This is a genomic window from Mycobacterium lehmannii (assembly GCF_002245535.1).
In the GTDB taxonomy this organism is placed as follows: domain Bacteria; phylum Actinomycetota; class Actinomycetes; order Mycobacteriales; family Mycobacteriaceae; genus Mycobacterium; species Mycobacterium lehmannii.
The window spans coordinates 39,188-55,594 of sequence record NZ_NKCN01000003.1; the positions used below are offsets into that span (position 1 = coordinate 39,188).

Here is a 16,407-nt window from a genome sequence, read left to right on the forward strand (position 1 = left end):
TGTCGGCATTCTGGGCACGCTCGTGACGCGCGAGCGTGCACACAATGGTGCCTCGAAGCGGGAATAGCACAGCGGCACGCGATTTCATGTGCAAACGCGCACCGTCACGCTGGCGCGACGGTGCGCAAACTGCTGTAAAAACGCGACGTGTCGTGTGCAGACACGCACGCTCGCGGCACAGGGGGGAGAGGCTACTTAGGTGGGAACCGCAACGCTCCGTCGAGGCGGATGATCTCGCCGTTGAGATAGTCGTTCTCGATGATGCTCTGTGCCAGTTGCGCGTACTCCGTCGATCGGCCCATCCTCTTGGGGAACGGCACCTGCGGACCCCAGTACTGCTCGAGTTGGTCGGCTGCCTGTCCGTACGCGGGGGTGTTGATGGTGCCCGGCGCGATGGTGACCACGCGGATACCGAGCGGCGAGAGATCGCGGGCCGCATTCAGCGTCATGCCGATCACGCCGCCCTTGGCCGCGGCGTACGGCAGCTGACCGATCTGACCCTCGTAACCGGCGATCGACGCGGTGTTGACGATCACGCCGCGGGCGCCCTCCTCGAGCGGCTCGGACTTCGCGATCGCGGCAGCCGCCAGCCGCATCACGTTGAAGACCGCGGTCAGGTAGAACTCGATCGTCGTCTTGAAGCCGTCGAGGTCCAGCGGCGAGCCGTCCTTGCCGATGAGCCGGCCGCCGCTGGCCGGACCGCCGTGGGTGTCCACCGAGATCCGCAGGGGAGCCAGCGCCGTGGCCTCGGCGATCGCCGCGTTGACGGAGTCCTCCGACGTCGCATCGGTACGGACGTAGCGCACACCGAGTTCGCTCTCCAGCTTCTTGCCCTTGTCGTCGGCCATGTCCGCGACCACGACCTTGGCTCCCGCGCCGTGCAGCCGCCGCACCGTCGCCTCGCCGAGGCCGCCGGCGCCACCGACCACGATTGCCGAGCTACCCGCGATTTGCATATGGTTCCCCTTCTTGCAACTGGCACTCTCGGCTTGAGAGAATAACATTCTCATACGTCGAGACGGAGATACCTATGCCTGAAGCCGTGATCGTTTCTGCCCTGCGCACCCCCATCGGCACCGCGATGAAGGGCACGTTGCGAGACACCGACGCTTACGAGCTGGCCGAGCACGTGGTCGGCGCGGCAGCCGGTGAGGTCGACGGGCTGGCCATCGACGACGTCATCCTCGGCGAGGGACTCTACGGCGGCGGCGTGATCGCGCGCCACGCCGCGATCACCGCGGGTCTCACCTCGGTACCCGGCCTGTCGAACAACCGGCATTGCGCCGCCGGGCAGGCCGCGGTCCAAAGCGCCGCCGCCAGCATCCGCGCCGGCATGGATCAGGTGGTGATCGCCGGTGGGGTGAACTCCGCCTCCACCACGCCGCGCTTCACCCGCCGCGCCAGCAGCGCGAAAGACGCCGCGATGCTCGACTGGTTCCCCCCGACGCACCCCGACCGCGCGGACGCGCCGAACATGGACATGTCGATCACGGTCGGCTGGAACGCCGCCGTGCGCGCGGGCGTCAGCCGCGAGGAGATGGACGAGTGGGCGCTCGGCTCACACCGCAAGGCGATCCAGGCGATCGACGAGGGTCGTTTCAAGGACGAGATCGTCCCGATCGAGACGCCCTACGGACAGTTCGACACCGACGAGCATCCGCGTCGCGACACCAGCATCGAGAAGCTTGCTGCGCTCAAGCCGCTGCATCCCGAGATCGAGGGCTTCTCCATCACCGCAGGCAACGCCTGCGGCGCCAACGACGGAGCCGCCGTGCTGACCCTGGCCAGCGAGCGGCTCGGGCTTCCCTCGCTCGGCACCGTCAAGGCCTGGGCATCGGTCGGCGTCGATCCCGCCTTCACCGGGCTGGCGCCCGTCGAGGCGATCCCGAAAGCTCTCAAGCGCGCGGGCATTTCGCTCGCCGACGTCGATCTGTTCGAGATCAACGAAGCGTTCGCGGCGATGTGCGTGGCCACCGTCAAACTGCTCGACATCGACCCCGACCGCGTCAACGTCAGCGGAAGCGGCTGCTCACTCGGCCATCCGGTCGCAGCCACCGGCGCGCGCATGCTCGTCACGCTCGTTCACGAATTACGCAGGCGCGGCGGCGGGATCGGGGTCGCCGCGATGTGCGCGGGCGGCGGTATGGGATCGGCCACGGTCATCGAGGTGGCCTGAGCCGCCCGGCGGCGACATCAAGCAGGCGCTCCGTAGACTCCCAGACGATGACCACCTCAAACGATATTGCGGAGCTCATCGAGACGGCACGCAACGGATCGGCCCGCGCGACCGGCCGATTGCTCAGCATTGTCGAGAGTCCCCGGCGCAGCGAACTTCTCGACGCGCTGGGGTCCGTCGAGGTGCCGCGAGTGGTGGGAGTGACCGGGCCGCCGGGTGCGGGAAAATCGACGACGGTCGGTGCGCTCGTCGGCGCGTACCGTGAGCGAGGCGTGCGCGTCGCGGTGCTCGCGGTCGACCCGTCGTCGCCATACAGCGGGGGAGCGCTGCTCGGCGACCGGATCCGCATGGCCGCCCACATCAACGATCCCGACGTGCTGATCCGATCCGTCGCCGCCCGTGGGCATCTCGGTGGGCTGGCCGCGGCGGTGCCCGCGGCGATCCGCGTTCTCGCGGCGCTGTCCTACGGGCTGGTGGTGCTGGAGACCGTCGGGGTCGGACAGTCCGAGATTGAAATCGCCGCGGTCGCCGACCCCACCGTCGTCATCCTCAATCCCGGCGCCGGTGACGCCGTACAAGCGGCCAAGGCCGGCCTGCTGGAAGTCGCCGACATCGTGGTGGTGAACAAGGCCGACCGTGAGGGGGCCGACCAGACCGTGCGCGACCTTCGCGCCGAGAGCAGCGCCCCTGTCCTGAAACTGATTGCCGCACAAGGTGACGGCCTTCCTGAACTCGTCGACGCGATCGATGCGCATCACCGCTCCGACAGCCCGCAACGGCGCGCAGCGCGCGCCAGGACGCAGATCTTGTCGCTCGCGCAGACGCTGCTGCGCACGCATCCGGAGCTGGACCGGCTGGCGGCGGCCGTCGCCGACGGCACCGACGACCCCTACACCGCCGCCGAGCGCCTCTTCGTCGTCGAGCGGGAGCGGCGCTGAGCCTGCTCCGGTAGGTCGAGTAGCCGGCGGGACATCCGAATCAACTGAGCGCGAAGCATTTCGGCGTCGAGATCGGAAACCAGGGGGTGCATCACGGCCACGCTGATCGCGCTAGACAGCACCGCCGCGTGCAGCCGGGCCTCCGGTCCGGCCTGGGTGCCCAGCAGCGCGGCATACAGGCGTTCGATGAACCGTTGGAACGGCTCATGTTCGGCCTGAAGCCGGATGATCACCGGATCGAACTGCAGCACGCTGACGACTCCGCGTCGTTCGACGGCCTGGTCGATCATCCGGTCGAGCAGGATCTCGCGTGACTTGAGGCCGTGGTCGGCCGCCTCGGCAGCTTCGAGCGCGTCCTCGAGATAGCCCATCTCTCGTTCGGTGATCGCGATGACGATCTCTTCCTTCGTCTTGAACTGGCGGTACACCGCCGCCTTGGTGACCCCGATTTCATCGGCGATCATCTGTAGCGAGGTGCCGCTGACCCCGTGTTCGGCGATCAAGGCCAGCGCGGCGTCCAAGACCCTGGTCTGGGCAGCGGTGCGGGTGATCGCACTGAATTTCTGCTCTGCCACGGCCATGTCGTCGAGGGTAGCCCAGCATTGACCGCCTGGTTGCCGATCGGCTACCGTTCGAGTAGCCGATCGGCAACTAACTTGGAGAGCACATGAGACGAACTGATGGCGAGTTGATCATGCTGTGGGCGCTGCCCGCGATGGTGATCATCTGGGCGTCCGCGTTCTTCTTGTTTCCCGGCTTCCTGCATCCGATGTCTCCGACGATGTCCGCGGAGGAGGTCGCAGACTTCTACCGCGACGAGACAGCCCGAATCCGCTACAGCATGATCCTGTTCAACTGGTTCGGGGTCGGTTTGATCCCGACGGTGATCCTGATCGCGATGCAGGTTCGCAAGATGGCGCACCGCACGCCGATCCTGTCCTACTGCCTGATCGCGTGCGCAGGCGGTCCACCGACGCTGTTCCTGATCGCCAACATGTTCTGGCTGTTGGGATCGTTCCGGCCCGAGCGTTCCCCCGATCTGACTCAACTGCTCAACGACCTCGCCTGGGTCACCTTCACCGTGCTGGTGCCCTATCTCATCGCCCAGTGCCTGGTGCTCGCCCTGGCGATCTACTGGGATCGTCGAGACCAACCGGTCTTCCGGCCATGGGTGGCGCACTTCAACCTGCTCATCGCCGCCGCATTGGTGCCCGCGGCATTCGGGGCGGTGACGTTCGAGGGCCCGTTCGCGTGGGACGGCGTGCTGTCGTTCTGGCTCAAGAATATCGCGATCGCCGTCTGGATCGTGGTGATGGGAGTCGTTCTCGCCCAGAACATCCGCCGCCAACGTGCCGAAGCCGCGGTCGCCGCATGAGCGCGTTGGGCGCAGAACCGGTGACGGCGCCCGACCCGCCCAACGATTCACGGTGGGGCAGGCTGGTCTGGAACTTCCGCTATCACCCCAAGCGTGAGCTGTGGTTCGCGTGGTGGGTGATGGTGGTCTTCTACCAGTTGTACGGCGTGCTGTTCTTCCTCGTCACAAGGGTGCAACCGCCGCCGAGCCCCGACTGGGACACGCCGTTGATCGTGCAGTGGTTCGCCGATCGCCATCTCGGTCTGCTCAGCGGGTTCGGCGTCGTGTTCCTGATCTCGGGCATGTGTGCGCCGATGAATGCGCTTCTCGCATACTCGATGTGGCGGATGTCGGTAAGTCGTGTCTTCGCCTACTCGTACCTGATCATGTACTCGCTCGCTGCGCTGCCCGGCATGCTCGTGATGGCGATCGCGATGACCGTCGGCGCGCTCCGGCCGGACCGTGACCCCGAACTGATCGTGTGGATGTATGACTTCGCGTTCCTGTCGTTCAGCGGAACGATGGGTGTCTTCCTGGTCGGCTCGGTGGTCTGGCTGGTGGCGATCCTGCTCGACAAGAACAACGTGTTCCCGAAATGGTTCGCGTATCTGGGGCTGTGCAATGCGCTGACCGAAGTCGTCGTCGCACCGGCCTGGATCTTCCAACGCGGCGCATTCGCGTGGAACGGTGCGATCGCGTGGTGGATCAACATGGTCGTCTTCATCACCTACACCGCGGCGTTCATCATGCTGCTGCGCAAAATGATCGAGCGGGAGGATTTCGGCACGGGACCGCTGCCCGATCTGCCGCCGAAAGACTCAACCGAAGCCACCGAAGCGGTGGAGGCGGCTCGATGACTGACGTCGTTGGCGCCGCGCCGAAACCGCTCGAGGATCAGCCGCAACGGCGAGTGCCCGGCCAGCCCGACATGTGGCTGTTCGTGTTGTTCGAGGCGCTGCTGTTCACCGGCTACTTCTCGGTCTACCTGGCTCTGCGCACGCAGAACGAGGATCTCTTCCTACAGTCCCAAGCCGATCTCGACCTGCGGATCGGAGTCTTCAACACCATTGTCCTGTTGACGAGTTCGTGGGCGATCGCCCGGTGCGTGCAAGCCGCGCGCGGCGGTTCGTACCGTTCGGCGACGACGTACGCCTATGTGACCGTGGGTCTCGGGGTGACGTTCGTGGTGTCGAAGGTGTTCGAGTGGATTCTGGAGATCCGCATGGGGAACACGTTCACCAGCGCCGAGTTCTTCCAGCACTACTTCTTCCTCACGTCGCTGCACTGCATCCACGTGTTGATCGGCTTCATCGTGTTGGGTGTGGTCCTCTACCAGTTGCGCAGCCCGGCGCGACGCTCGCAGGAACTCGTCGAAACGGGGGCAACGTACTGGCACACGGTCGATTTCCTGTGGGTGCTGATTTTCGCAATGCTCTACATCGTGAGGTGACCGGTGAGCAACACCATGAACAAGAGACTCGTCATCGCCTGGGCGATCCTGACCTTGCTGACGCTCGTCTACGTCTGGATGGATGGGGCGGTCGATCAGAACGGCACCCTGAAGGCCAGCACCGTGGTCACCGTCAGCGCGATCGTGATCGCTCTGATCAAGGTGCGCATCATCTTTCGGGAGTTCATGGAGGTACGCCACGCCCCGGACTGGCTGCGCCGCCTCACCGACGGCTGGGTGGTTCTGGTCGCCACCTGCCTGTTGAGCAGCTACTTCATCGGAATGGCGGTAGCCTGAGCGGCACTCGACGCTGAGTGTGCGGTTCGATACGCAACACGCCGCGATGAGCGTATCGGGTCGCACAGTCGAGCACCGGCGGGCGTTCGAACCATGAGCTACACGCGCGCGGAGGCGGCAAGGCCCGCACGGTAGCCGAACACCATTGCGGGGCCGATCGTTCCACCGGCACCGCCGTACGCCTTGCCGGTTGCCCCGGCCATCGCATTGCCCGCAGCGAACAAACCCGGGATCGCCGACCCGTTGACGTGCAGCACCCGGCCGTCGCTGTCGGTGCGAGGGCCGCCCTTGGTGCCCATCGCGCCGATCGACACCGGCACCGCATAGTAGGGCGGCGTGTCGATCGGGCCGAGGGTGCGGCCGGCGGGTGTCGCCGCCTTGTCGTCGCCCCAGTACCCGTCGTAAGCGCTCGAGCCCCGCGCGAAATCCGGATCGCGATCGTGGGCGACGCCGTCGTTCCAGGATTGCAGCGTGCGTGCCAACCCGTCGGGGTCGATGCCGGTCTTCTCGCCGAGCTCCACCAGGTCCTTCGACGGTGAGAACCAGTCGGGGGCAGGGCCATCGGGTTCGATGCCGAGGAATCCGTACTTCTTGAGGTGCAGCGAGTCGAAGACGATCCACGCCGGATCGTTGGCATACCCGAGCTTGGGATCGAGATAGTGGAACGGCCCCGCCATCGAGTTGTACTCGCCGGCCTCGTTCAGGAAGCGCTTACCCGCCCGGTTGACGATGATGCTGCGCGGACGGGTCCTTTCCAGACGGACGCTGCGGCTGCGCGGCTGACCTCCGAACGTGTCTCCGGGAAGTTGCACGATCGGCACCCACCACGCCTCGCCCATGTTGGCCAGGTCGGCGCCGTGCGCCATCGCCATCCGCAGGCCGTCTCCGGTGTTGTTGGGCGGTGAGACGGGTCCGCGCATCGGCCCCCGCAGGTACGCCTCGACCAGCTTGCGGTCCCACTCGAACCCGCCGGTTCCCAGGATCACGCCTCGACGTGCCCGCACGGTGAACTCGTTGCCGTCCTGCGAGATTCGAGCGCCGGTGATGCCGAGGGGGTCGGAGAGCAGTTCGACCGCGCGCGTGTTGGTCCGCGGCGTCACACCGAGGTTCAGCAGCCCCTTCAACAGCCCGGCGACCAGCGCCGTGCCCGCCACGCAGTAGTCGCCGGATTCGTCGTCGACCGAGGCGTGGATGCGCGCACGGGTCTCGGCGTCGATGCCGACGTTGCTGAAATCCGCCGGAAACGACGTGATGCGGTCGCGCCACTCACCGAGCAGGCTCAAGTCGAAAGGCTTCGCGTTGAGCGAACGCCCACCGGAGGGCCGCCCACCGGGCAGCTCGGGCTTGTAGTCGGGGAACCCCTCGGCAACCTCGAAACGCAGATCACTGTGTGCCTCAACGAAATCGAGCATCTCGGGGCCGGTGCGCACGAATGTCTCGACGAGGTCGTCGTCCATGTATCCCAGCGATTGGGCGCGCAGGTAGGCCATCGCGTCATCGACGCTCAGCTCACCCGCGGCGGCCCGGTTGTGCGCGGGTATCCAGATGATCCCACCCGACACCGCCGTCGTGCCACCCACGGTCCCGGCCTTCTCGTAGATTTCCACCGAAGCGCCATTGGCCGCCGCGGCGAGCGCCGAGGTCAGACCGGCCCCGCCGCTACCGAGTACGACCACGTCGACGTCATGATCCCAATCCGTCACGTGCTGCTCCTTCCGGCTGGAGTGACCCTCTAGTTGAGGATCGTGGACAACTCGTCGGCCGCCCTGATGACTGCGTCTCTGCCGCGCGTCAGGACGTCCTCGCGGTGCGAGATGAGGTTGATACATGTCGGCGGCGCGGGTGGCCGTCGGCGCACCGGGACCGCGAGGCCGTAGGTGTCCGGCTCGATCTCGCCGTGGGTGATCACCCACCCCTGCTCCCGCGTCTGCGGCACCAGATCACGCTCGCCGGGGCGCGGCGGCATGCTCGCCAGCAACGCGATTCCGGCGGCGCCGCGGTCCAGCCCATAGCGGCTGCCCTCATGGAAGGACAGTTGATAGAAGACGTTGGTCGGCACGACAACGGCGATCGCGACTTGCTGATCGCCCTCGGCGACGAGAAGCGACACCGTGCTCGAGAGTTCGTCGGCCAGACCCCGCAGGGTCGGCAGGCTCAGCTGGCGAACGTTGTTGTCGAAGGACGCCCCGAGCACCGCCAGCGCCGCGGCCGAGCGGTAGCGGCCGTCCTCGCCCTTGGCCACCAACCGGAACTGCGACAGCGTCGACAACAACCGGTAGGCAATGGTCCGGTGCACACCGATGTCGTCGGCGACCTGCTGGGCGGTCAGGCCGGTGGGGGAGCTGGCCACCAGCTGCAAGGCGGCCAACCCTCTGGCCAGCGTCTGCGAGCCGGGCGCCCCGTTCGGCACGGCGCCGATCGGCTCCGGCCCCGGGCGGGCTCCGCCCTGCTCCACCCGATGTCGGGCTCCGCCCTGCTCCACCCGATGTCGGGCTCCGCCCTGCTCCACCCGATGTCGGGCTCCGCCCTGCTCCACCCGATGTCGGGCTCCGCCCTGCTCCACCCGATGTCGGGCTCCGCCCTCCGAAGGCATGGCGTCCCTTCCTCGACTTCCCTTGACATCTAGCTGCCGTGAGAGTGATGCTCTGACTATAGTGCACGTGGGTGTGCGATAAATGAGCAGAGTGCTTACAAAATACGAGAATTCGATTCTCGCGGTCAAGAGAGGGTAAGCGTGTCTGAATCGGATTCGCTGGTGGCGTCCGCGGCGGCCGATGGGCGTTCGGAGGCAATCGAATTCGAGAGCGTCTGGAGCGATCTGCAGGGCGTCTCGTTCGCTCAGGGCTACCTCGACGCCGCTGGGACCCGTACCCGCTATCTGCACGCCGGTGACACCGACAAGCCGGTGCTCGTTTTCCTGCACGGCTCCGGTGGGCATGCGGAGGCCTACGTGCGCAACCTGCAGGCGCACGCCGAGCACTTCTCGGTCTGGTCGATCGACATGCTCGGCCACGGCTACACCGACAAACCCGGCCATCCGCTGGAAGTGGGCCACTACGTCGACCATCTGATGGCGTTCCTCGACGCCGTCGGGACCGACCGCGCCCACATCAGCGGTGAGTCGCTCGGTGGTTGGGTCGCGGCGCGATTCGCGGTCGACCACCCCGACCGATTGGACCGACTGGTGCTCAACACCGCGGGCGGCTCGCAGGCCGATCCCGAGGTGATGAAGCGGATCATCACGCTGTCCATGGCCGCCGCCGAGAACCCGACGTGGGAGACGGTGCAGGCCCGCATCAAGTGGCTGATGGCCGACAAGACCAAGGATTACGACGACATCGTCGCGAGCAGGCAGCGGGTGTACCGGCAGCCGGGGTTCGTCGCGGCGATGCGCGACATCATGGCGCTGCAGGACCCGGAGATCCGCGCACGCAACCTCCTCGGGCCCGACGAGTACGGATCGATCACTGCGCCGACCCTGGTGGTGTGGACCAGTGACGACCCCACGGCCGACGTGACCGAGGGGCGACGCATCGCCTCGATGATCCCGGGCGCCCGCTTCGAGGTGATGCCCGGATGCGGCCACTGGCCCCAGTACGAGGATCCCAAGACGTTCAACCGCCTGCACCTGGACTTCCTTTTGGGGCGGCTATGACGACGACCGACGTCGACGTCGTCATCGTCGGGGCAGGCCCGTCGGGTCTGACGCTGGCCAACATCCTTGGGCTGCACCGGGTCCGGACGCTGGTGGTCGAGGAACGCGACACGCTCATCGATTACCCCCGCGGCGTCGGTCTCGACGACGAGGCGCTGCGGACGTTCCAGTCGATCGGCCTGGTCGACCGGGTTCTGCCGCACACCGTGCCGAACCAGATCCTGCGGTTCTTCGACGCCAACCGAAGGCTGCTCGCCGAGATGGCACCGCCCGACGCCCGGTTCGGCTGGCCCAAACGCAACGGCTTCGTGCAACCGAAGGTCGATGCCGAATTGTTCGGCGGCCTGGACCGATTCGACAATGTGGAGGTCCGGTTCGGGTGTCGGATGGAGTCCTGCGTCGAGACCGACGACGCGGTGACGGTACAGTTCGGCGGCGACAAGCCGTCGGTCACGGCTCGTTACGTGGTCGGCTGCGACGGCGGCCGCAGCGCCACTCGCCGGCTGATGGGCGTGTCGTTCGACGGCACCACGTCGTCGACCCGCTGGCTGGTGGTCGACGTCGCCAACGACCCACTCGGCCATCCCAATAGTGAGGTCGGCGCCGACCCGGCGCGCCCCTATGTGTCGATCTCGATCGCCCACGGCATCCGCCGCTTCGAATTCCTGATCCATCCTCACGAGACCGACGCAGAAGCCGACGATCCGGCGTTCGTCAGAAGAATGCTGGCGCAACGAGTCCCGTATCCCGAGCAGGTCGACATGATCCGGCACCGGGTCTACACGCACCATTCCCGCATCGCCGGTTCATTCCGCAAGGGCCGGATGCTTCTGGCCGGTGATGCCGCGCACTTGATGCCGGTCTGGCAGGGGCAGGGATACAACAGCGGTATCCGGGACGCGGCCAACCTCGGCTGGAAACTCGCTACGGTGGTGACCGGGCAGGCCGACGACGCCCTGCTGGACACCTACGACGTCGAGCGTCGCAAACACGCCCGCGCGATGATCGACCTGTCCACCATGGTCGGCCGCGTGATATCGCCGACCAACCGCAGGGTCGCCGCGTTGCGGGACCGGATCATTCACGCCGCTTCCGTGGTTCCCTCGCTGAAGCGCTACATCCTCGAGATGCGTTTCAAGCCGATGCCGCGCTATCAACAGGGCGCCGTGTTCCATTCCGCACCGGGTGCCGGTGCGGCAGGGGCGGTCTCGCCGACGGGCACGCTGTTCATCCAGCCGCGCGTCGACACCCGCACTGAGCAGAACGCGTTGCTTGACGACGTGCTCGGGCCGGGATTCGCGGTGCTGTGCTGGAGTAACAACCTGCGAGCGATCCTGGGCGACAACGCGTTCAACCGATGGAAGGCGTTGGGTGCGGAGTTCATCGAGGCGCGTCCGATGACTCAGCTGCACTGGCCGGGTCACGACGACGACGATGTGGTGGTGATCGGTGACAGGACCGGTGCGCTCAAGGCGTGGTTCGACACCTACACCGACTCGGTGTTGTTCCTGCGGCCCGACCGCTGCATCGCCGGCGCCTGCATCGCCCAGCGCGCCGCCGAACTGAGCGAATCTCTTTTCGACGTTCTGTGTCTGACCCAGGGAGGAGGCACCGGTTCTCATGGGCACACTGGCCCTGTGCTGCATGTCGCACAGCCCGCTACTGAACCTTCCGGGACCGTCACGGGATCTCCTTGACGACATCGAGACGGCGATATCGGGTGCACGCCGGTTCGTCGCCGACTACGACCCCGAGCTCGTCGTCATATTCTCCCCGGACCACTACAACGGGTTCTTCTACCGGACGATGCCGCCGTTCTGCATCGGCACGGCCGCCCAGGGTGTCGGTGACTACGGCTCGCACGCAGGCCCGTTGAACGTGCCCGAAGACGTCGCGACCGACTGTGCCCGAGCGGTTCTGGAGTCGGGAATCGACGTCGCCATCTCGGCGAGCATGGACGTCGATCACGGAACGGTCCAACCGTTGCAGAACCTGTTCGGAGATGCGACGTCGGTGCCGACGATCCCCGTGTTCATCAACTCGGTGGCCACCCCGCTCGGGCCGGTGCGCCGGGTGCGGGCGCTCGGCGCGGCGCTCGGCACCTTCCTCGCGACCCTCGACCAACGTGTCCTCGTCGTGGGCTCCGGTGGGCTGTCGCACGATCCGCCGGTGCCCACGTTGGCGACCGCGCCGCCCACCGCACTGGAACGGATCGTGCACGGTGCGCCCATGACAGCGGAGCAGCGGCAGGCCCGCCAGGTCGCGGTGATGGACGCCGCGCAGGCGTTCGCGCACGGCGAGAGCCCGTTGCAGCCGCTCAACCCGGAGTGGGACGCGGCTTTCCTCGAGCTGATCGACAACAACCGGCTCGCCGAGGTGGACGGCTGGTCCAACGAGTCGATCGAGCGCGAGGCCGGCCATTCGGCACACGAAGTACGCACGTGGATCGCGGCTTTCGCCGCTCTTGCCGCCCACGGCCCGTACCGCACCGAACAGCGGTTCTACCGGGCGGCACCGGAGTTGATCGCAGGGTTCGCGATCAGGACGGCGGTTCTGGATGTCTGACAACAAGTTCGACCACACCGTCGACGTGCTTGTCGTCGGGTCAGGTGGCGGCGGAATGACCGCGGCGCTGGCCGCTGACGCGTTCGGTCTTGACACGCTCATCGTCGAGAAGTCGGCGCACTTCGGCGGGTCCACCGCGTTGTCCGGCGGCGGCATCTGGGTGCCCGGCGCACCGTCACAGCGCAAGGCGGGTTACGTGCCGGATCCCGACGGCGTCGTGGAGTACCTACGCCAGATCACCGGAGGACTGGTCAGCGACGCGCGTCTGCGCCAGTACGTCGATGCCGCTCCGGAGATGATGGAGTTCCTCGAAAAGCGCAGCCCGTGGTTCGAATTCGTGTGGAAGCCGGGCTACGCGGACTACTACCCGGAGCTGCCGGGCGGGTCGGCACAGGGCAGCACGATCAATGTGCCCGCCATCGACCTGCGCAAGCTGGGCGACGCGGAGCAGCATCTGCTGCAGCCACTCGCGCTGGCGCCGAAGGGAATCTGGTTCGCGCCCAAGGACCTTCGGTTGTTCTACCAGGTTCGCCAGAACTGGCGCGGCAAGGCCGTTCTCGTCAAGTTGATCTGGCGGATGTTCCGGGCCCGGGTTCTCGGTGACCGGATGGCGGCCATCGGCCAGTCGCTGGCCGCCCGCATGCGGCTGGCGCTCAAGCAGCACGACGTCCCGCTGTGGCTGAACGCGCCGATGAGCGAACTGATCACCGACGTCGACGGAGCGGTGATCGGGGCGGTGGTGGAGCGTGACGGTCGTCAGCAGCGCATCGGAGCCCGGCACGGCGTGATCCTGGCCGCGGGTGGATTCGACCACGACATGGAGTGGCGCCGCCAGCACCTGCCGCTGCTCGAAAAGGATTGGAGCTTCGGCAATCCGGCGTCCATGGGCGACGCCATCCGGGCGGGGGAGAAGGTGGGCGGCTCGACCGATCTGCTCGACGAGGCTTGGTGGTTTCCCGCGATCTGCTGGCCCGACGGACGGCTGCAGTTCATGCTCAATGAGCGCATGATGCCGTCGCAGTTCGTGGTCAACGGCGAGGGTAAGCGATTCATCAACGAGGCCGCCCCCTACATGGACTTCGCGCACGCGATGATCGAGGGACAGAACAGCGGGGTCACACACATTCCGTGCTGGCTGATCACCGACATCCGGTCGTTTCACCGGTACGTGGTCGCCGGGCACCTGCCGATCCCCAAGATTCCATTCGCGCCGGTGCCGACCGGCTGGAAGGTGCCCAAGGCGTGGCTGGAATCCGGTGTGGTGCATGAGGGAAGCAGCTTCGAGGAACTCGCGGCCAAGATCGGTGTTCCGCCGGCACAACTGCGCCAGACCGCCGAGCGGTTCAACGAACTGGCGCGCAACGGCCACGACGACGACTTCAACCGCGGGGACTCGGCCTACGACAACTACTACGGTGACCCCACCCTGCCGAACCCGAACCTGCACCCGCTGGGCAAGCCGCCCTACTACGCGTTCCAAATCATCCTGGGCGACCTGGGCACCTCCGGAGGTCTGCGCACCGACGAGTTCGCCAGGGTGCTGCGCGCCGACGACCGCGTCATCGAGGGCCTCTACGCGGTCGGCAACACGTCGGCCGCGGTGATGGGCCGCAGTTACGCGGGCGCCGGTGCCACCATCGGCCCGGCGATGACCTTCGGCTATGTCGCGGCCAAGCACATCGCCGAGCAGCTGTCCGGCTCTGGAGTTCAGACCGGAACTAGTACCGATTCGACACTCGATACACATCGGAAGGTAACGAAATGAAGATCTCGCTGTTCTACGAGTTTCCACTGCCGCGGCCGTGGAGCGAAGACGACGAGCACAAGCTTTTTCAGGACGGTCTCGACGAGGTGGAACTCGCCGACAAGGCCGGCTTCTCCACAGTGTGGCTGACCGAGCACCACTTCCTGGAGGAGTACTGCCACTCCACCGCGCCCGAGATCTTTCTGTCCGCAGCGAGCCAGCGAACCCAGAACATCCGCCTGGGCTTCGGCATCATGCACCTGCCGCCGGTCGTCAACCACCCCGCACGTGTCGCCGAACGGGTCGCGACACTCGACCTGATCTCCAACGGGCGCGTGGAGTTCGGCACCGGCGAGTCGTCGTCGGTCGGTGAACTGGGCGGGTTCGGTGTCGACCCCGCCGACAAGCGCGCGATGTGGGAAGAGGCGCTGGAGGTTTCGATCCGCTGTATGACCGAGGAGCCGTTCACCGGTTTCAAGGGAGAGCACATCGAGATGCCCCCGCGCAACGTCGTGCCCAAACCGCTGCAGAAGCCGCATCCGCCCGTCTGGGTGGCGTGCACGAGGCCCGCGTCGGTGGCCATGGCGGCCCAGAAAGGCCTCGGTGCACTGAGTTTCGCCTACACGGGCCCGGGACCGCTGACCGAGCGGGTGAACGGCTACTACAAGGAGTTCGAGGAGAACGGCGCGCCGGTCACCCCGCAGATGAACCCGAACATCCTCGCCATCGGCGGTGACTTGTCGATGATGGTGGCCCCCACCGACGAACAGGCGATCGAACGACTCGGCAAGGGCGGCGGCTTCTTCGCGTTCGGCATCATGCACTACTACATGACCGGGATGCACACACCGGGCCGGACCGGGGTGTGGAAGCGGCACCTCGAGGAGATCGAGAAGGACCCCAGCATCGTCTATGGACCCGACCGCGGTCCGATCGGAAGCCCGGACACGGTGCGCAACTTCCTGCGCGGCTACGAGGAAAGCGGTGTCGACGAACTGATCCTTTTGCTCACCCCGCGCAGGCACGAAGAGACGATGGAGTCCATCGAGTTGATGGGCAAGGAGGTGCTGCCCGAGTTCATCGAACGCGACGAGAAGGCGCAGGCGGAGAAGGCCAAACGACTCGAGCCGATCATCGAGAAGGTCGAAGCGCGGCGGCAACCGTCGCAGGCACCCGTCTTCGACGAGAGCTATGCGTTCGGCGGACTGCCCACCGGCCGCCAGAACTACACGGCCAACGAGGTGTCGCTGGCGATGGACGAGATGAACGCCGGCATCGAGGCGGCGGCGGCCAAACTCAAGTCAGGAGAAGGGTGGGCGAGCCGCAACCCAGAAGCGGACGCCAAGAGCGCGCAGTGACGAACGCCGGCCAGAGATGAGCCATGGGCCGAACTGACGAACTGTGGCGCTATGACGGGCGTCGTGTGGTCGTCACCGGATGCGCCTCGGGCATCGGTGCCCACGTCGCCCGTCAGGTCGCCGACCTCGGCGCCGAGGTGATCGGACTCGACATCAAACCGCCGACCGAGCGTGTCGGCGAGTTCGTCGAACTCGATCTGTCGGATCAGGGCTCGATCGACCGGGCGGCCGACGCCGTCGGCGACTCGGTCGACGCGCTGTTCAACGTCGCCGGGGTGTCGTCGGGGATCAAGGACCCACTGCGGGTCGTGACGATCAATTTCCTGGGCACCCGGCGGTTTACCGAGGCGCTGGTGCCCCGGATGCGCGCTGGATCGGCGATCGCGAACGTGTCGTCGCTGGCGGCGTCGGCGTACCGGGACAACGCGCCGGTCACCGCCGGCCTGGTCGACACGGACTCGGTCGAGGCGGGCATCGAGTGGTGTCGACGCCATCCCGAGGCGCTGGCCGACGGCGGCGGTTACCGGTTGTCCAAGGAGGCCATCATCCTCTACGGCATGGCACAGGTGAGCGCGTTGGGCGCCAGGGGGATTCGCATCAACTGCACCGCGCCCGGGGTGACCGACACGCCGATCCTCGACCAGTTGCGCAGCGCGTACGGGCAGGAGTTTCTCGACTCCTTCCGGACCCCGCTGGGCCGGGCCGCCGAACCGCAGGAGCAGGCCAGCGTGCTGACCTTCCTCAACAGCAGGGCGGCCAGTTATCTCACCGGCCAGGTGATCTGGGTGGACGGAGGCACCACGGGGGAGACGGACCTCGCGGGATCGGTACGGCGGCGTTGACGTGAAAGTCGGCACAGTGAAAGGTAAT

At 66.5% G+C, this 16,407-nt stretch carries 16 protein-coding genes; 12 read left to right on the top strand and 4 right to left on the bottom strand.

Annotation, left to right across the window (positions count from 1 at the left end):
* Positions 1-191: 191 nt before the first annotated feature.
* Positions 192-956: an SDR family NAD(P)-dependent oxidoreductase gene (locus CEX87_RS04785; protein ID WP_094286259.1), complete on the bottom strand. Its 765-nt coding sequence runs from the start codon at positions 954-956 to the stop codon at positions 192-194.
* A gap of 74 nt (positions 957-1,030) precedes the next feature.
* On the opposite strand from CEX87_RS04785, the gene CEX87_RS04790 reads away from it, so the two are divergent.
* Positions 1,031-2,176, top strand: a complete 1,146-nt coding sequence (locus tag CEX87_RS04790; protein WP_094286260.1) for a thiolase family protein — start codon at positions 1,031-1,033, stop codon at positions 2,174-2,176.
* A gap of 47 nt (positions 2,177-2,223) precedes the next feature.
* Entirely contained in the window at positions 2,224-3,114 is an 891-nt protein-coding gene (locus tag CEX87_RS04795; protein ID WP_094286262.1) for an ArgK/MeaB family GTPase, read from the top strand.
* On the opposite strand, the gene CEX87_RS04800 is transcribed toward CEX87_RS04795, so the two are convergent.
* Positions 3,066-3,695, bottom strand: coding sequence for a TetR/AcrR family transcriptional regulator (locus CEX87_RS04800; protein WP_064397230.1), 630 nt, complete (start codon positions 3,693-3,695; stop codon positions 3,066-3,068). The genes CEX87_RS04795 and CEX87_RS04800 overlap by 49 nt on opposite strands.
* Before the next feature lie 86 nt (positions 3,696-3,781).
* Between CEX87_RS04800 and CEX87_RS04805 the strand changes: the two genes are divergently transcribed.
* From CEX87_RS04805 to CEX87_RS04820, 4 genes are read left to right on the top strand one after another with little or no spacing between them, the layout of a single operon-like run.
* Positions 3,782-4,489 (top strand): hypothetical protein, encoded by a 708-nt coding sequence (locus tag CEX87_RS04805; RefSeq protein WP_094286264.1) that lies wholly within the window; start codon positions 3,782-3,784, stop codon positions 4,487-4,489.
* Entirely contained in the window at positions 4,486-5,325 is an 840-nt protein-coding gene (locus CEX87_RS04810; protein ID WP_064417372.1) for a hypothetical protein, read from the top strand. Before CEX87_RS04805 ends, CEX87_RS04810 begins: the two co-directional genes overlap by 4 nt.
* Positions 5,322-5,918: a cytochrome c oxidase subunit 3 gene (locus CEX87_RS04815; RefSeq protein ID WP_064397223.1), complete on the top strand. Its 597-nt coding sequence runs from the start codon at positions 5,322-5,324 to the stop codon at positions 5,916-5,918. The genes CEX87_RS04810 and CEX87_RS04815 overlap by 4 nt, the downstream gene beginning before the upstream one ends.
* Positions 5,919-5,921: 3 nt before the next feature.
* A complete protein-coding gene (locus tag CEX87_RS04820) occupies positions 5,922-6,215 on the top strand; it encodes a cytochrome C oxidase subunit IV family protein (RefSeq protein WP_064417373.1) in 294 nt (97 codons plus the stop codon).
* Between the two features lie 98 nt (positions 6,216-6,313).
* Here CEX87_RS04820 and CEX87_RS04825 read toward each other — a convergent pair whose 3' ends face one another.
* Both CEX87_RS04825 and CEX87_RS04830 read right to left on the bottom strand, forming a co-directional pair.
* A complete protein-coding gene (locus CEX87_RS04825; protein ID WP_094286266.1) occupies positions 6,314-7,918 on the bottom strand; it encodes an FAD-dependent oxidoreductase in 1,605 nt (534 codons plus the stop codon).
* Between the two features lie 29 nt (positions 7,919-7,947).
* Positions 7,948-8,670 (bottom strand): IclR family transcriptional regulator, encoded by a 723-nt coding sequence (locus CEX87_RS04830; protein WP_094286267.1) that lies wholly within the window; start codon positions 8,668-8,670, stop codon positions 7,948-7,950.
* A 300-nt stretch (positions 8,671-8,970) separates the two neighbouring features.
* Between CEX87_RS04830 and CEX87_RS04835 the strand changes: the two genes are divergently transcribed.
* The 6 genes from CEX87_RS04835 to CEX87_RS04860 are packed head-to-tail and all read left to right on the top strand — an operon-like array spanning position 8,971 to position 16,379.
* A complete protein-coding gene (locus CEX87_RS04835; RefSeq protein WP_064397457.1) occupies positions 8,971-9,870 on the top strand; it encodes an alpha/beta fold hydrolase in 900 nt (299 codons plus the stop codon).
* Positions 9,867-11,567, top strand: coding sequence for a bifunctional 3-(3-hydroxy-phenyl)propionate/3-hydroxycinnamic acid hydroxylase (locus CEX87_RS04840; protein ID WP_094286268.1), 1,701 nt, complete (start codon positions 9,867-9,869; stop codon positions 11,565-11,567). The genes CEX87_RS04835 and CEX87_RS04840 overlap by 4 nt, the downstream gene beginning before the upstream one ends.
* Positions 11,515-12,435 carry a 3-carboxyethylcatechol 2,3-dioxygenase gene (locus CEX87_RS04845; RefSeq protein WP_233151290.1) on the top strand — a complete coding sequence of 307 codons (921 nt, stop codon included), beginning with the start codon at positions 11,515-11,517 and terminating at the stop codon, positions 12,433-12,435. The genes CEX87_RS04840 and CEX87_RS04845 overlap by 53 nt, the downstream gene beginning before the upstream one ends.
* A complete protein-coding gene (locus tag CEX87_RS04850) occupies positions 12,428-14,200 on the top strand; it encodes an FAD-binding protein (RefSeq protein ID WP_094286269.1) in 1,773 nt (590 codons plus the stop codon). Before CEX87_RS04845 ends, CEX87_RS04850 begins: the two co-directional genes overlap by 8 nt.
* Positions 14,197-15,537: an LLM class flavin-dependent oxidoreductase gene (locus CEX87_RS04855; protein WP_066808152.1), complete on the top strand. Its 1,341-nt coding sequence runs from the start codon at positions 14,197-14,199 to the stop codon at positions 15,535-15,537. The genes CEX87_RS04850 and CEX87_RS04855 overlap by 4 nt, the downstream gene beginning before the upstream one ends.
* 23 nt (positions 15,538-15,560) lie before the next feature.
* Entirely contained in the window at positions 15,561-16,379 is an 819-nt protein-coding gene (locus tag CEX87_RS04860; RefSeq protein WP_094286271.1) for a coniferyl-alcohol dehydrogenase, read from the top strand.
* The last annotated feature ends 28 nt before the right edge of the window (positions 16,380-16,407 follow it).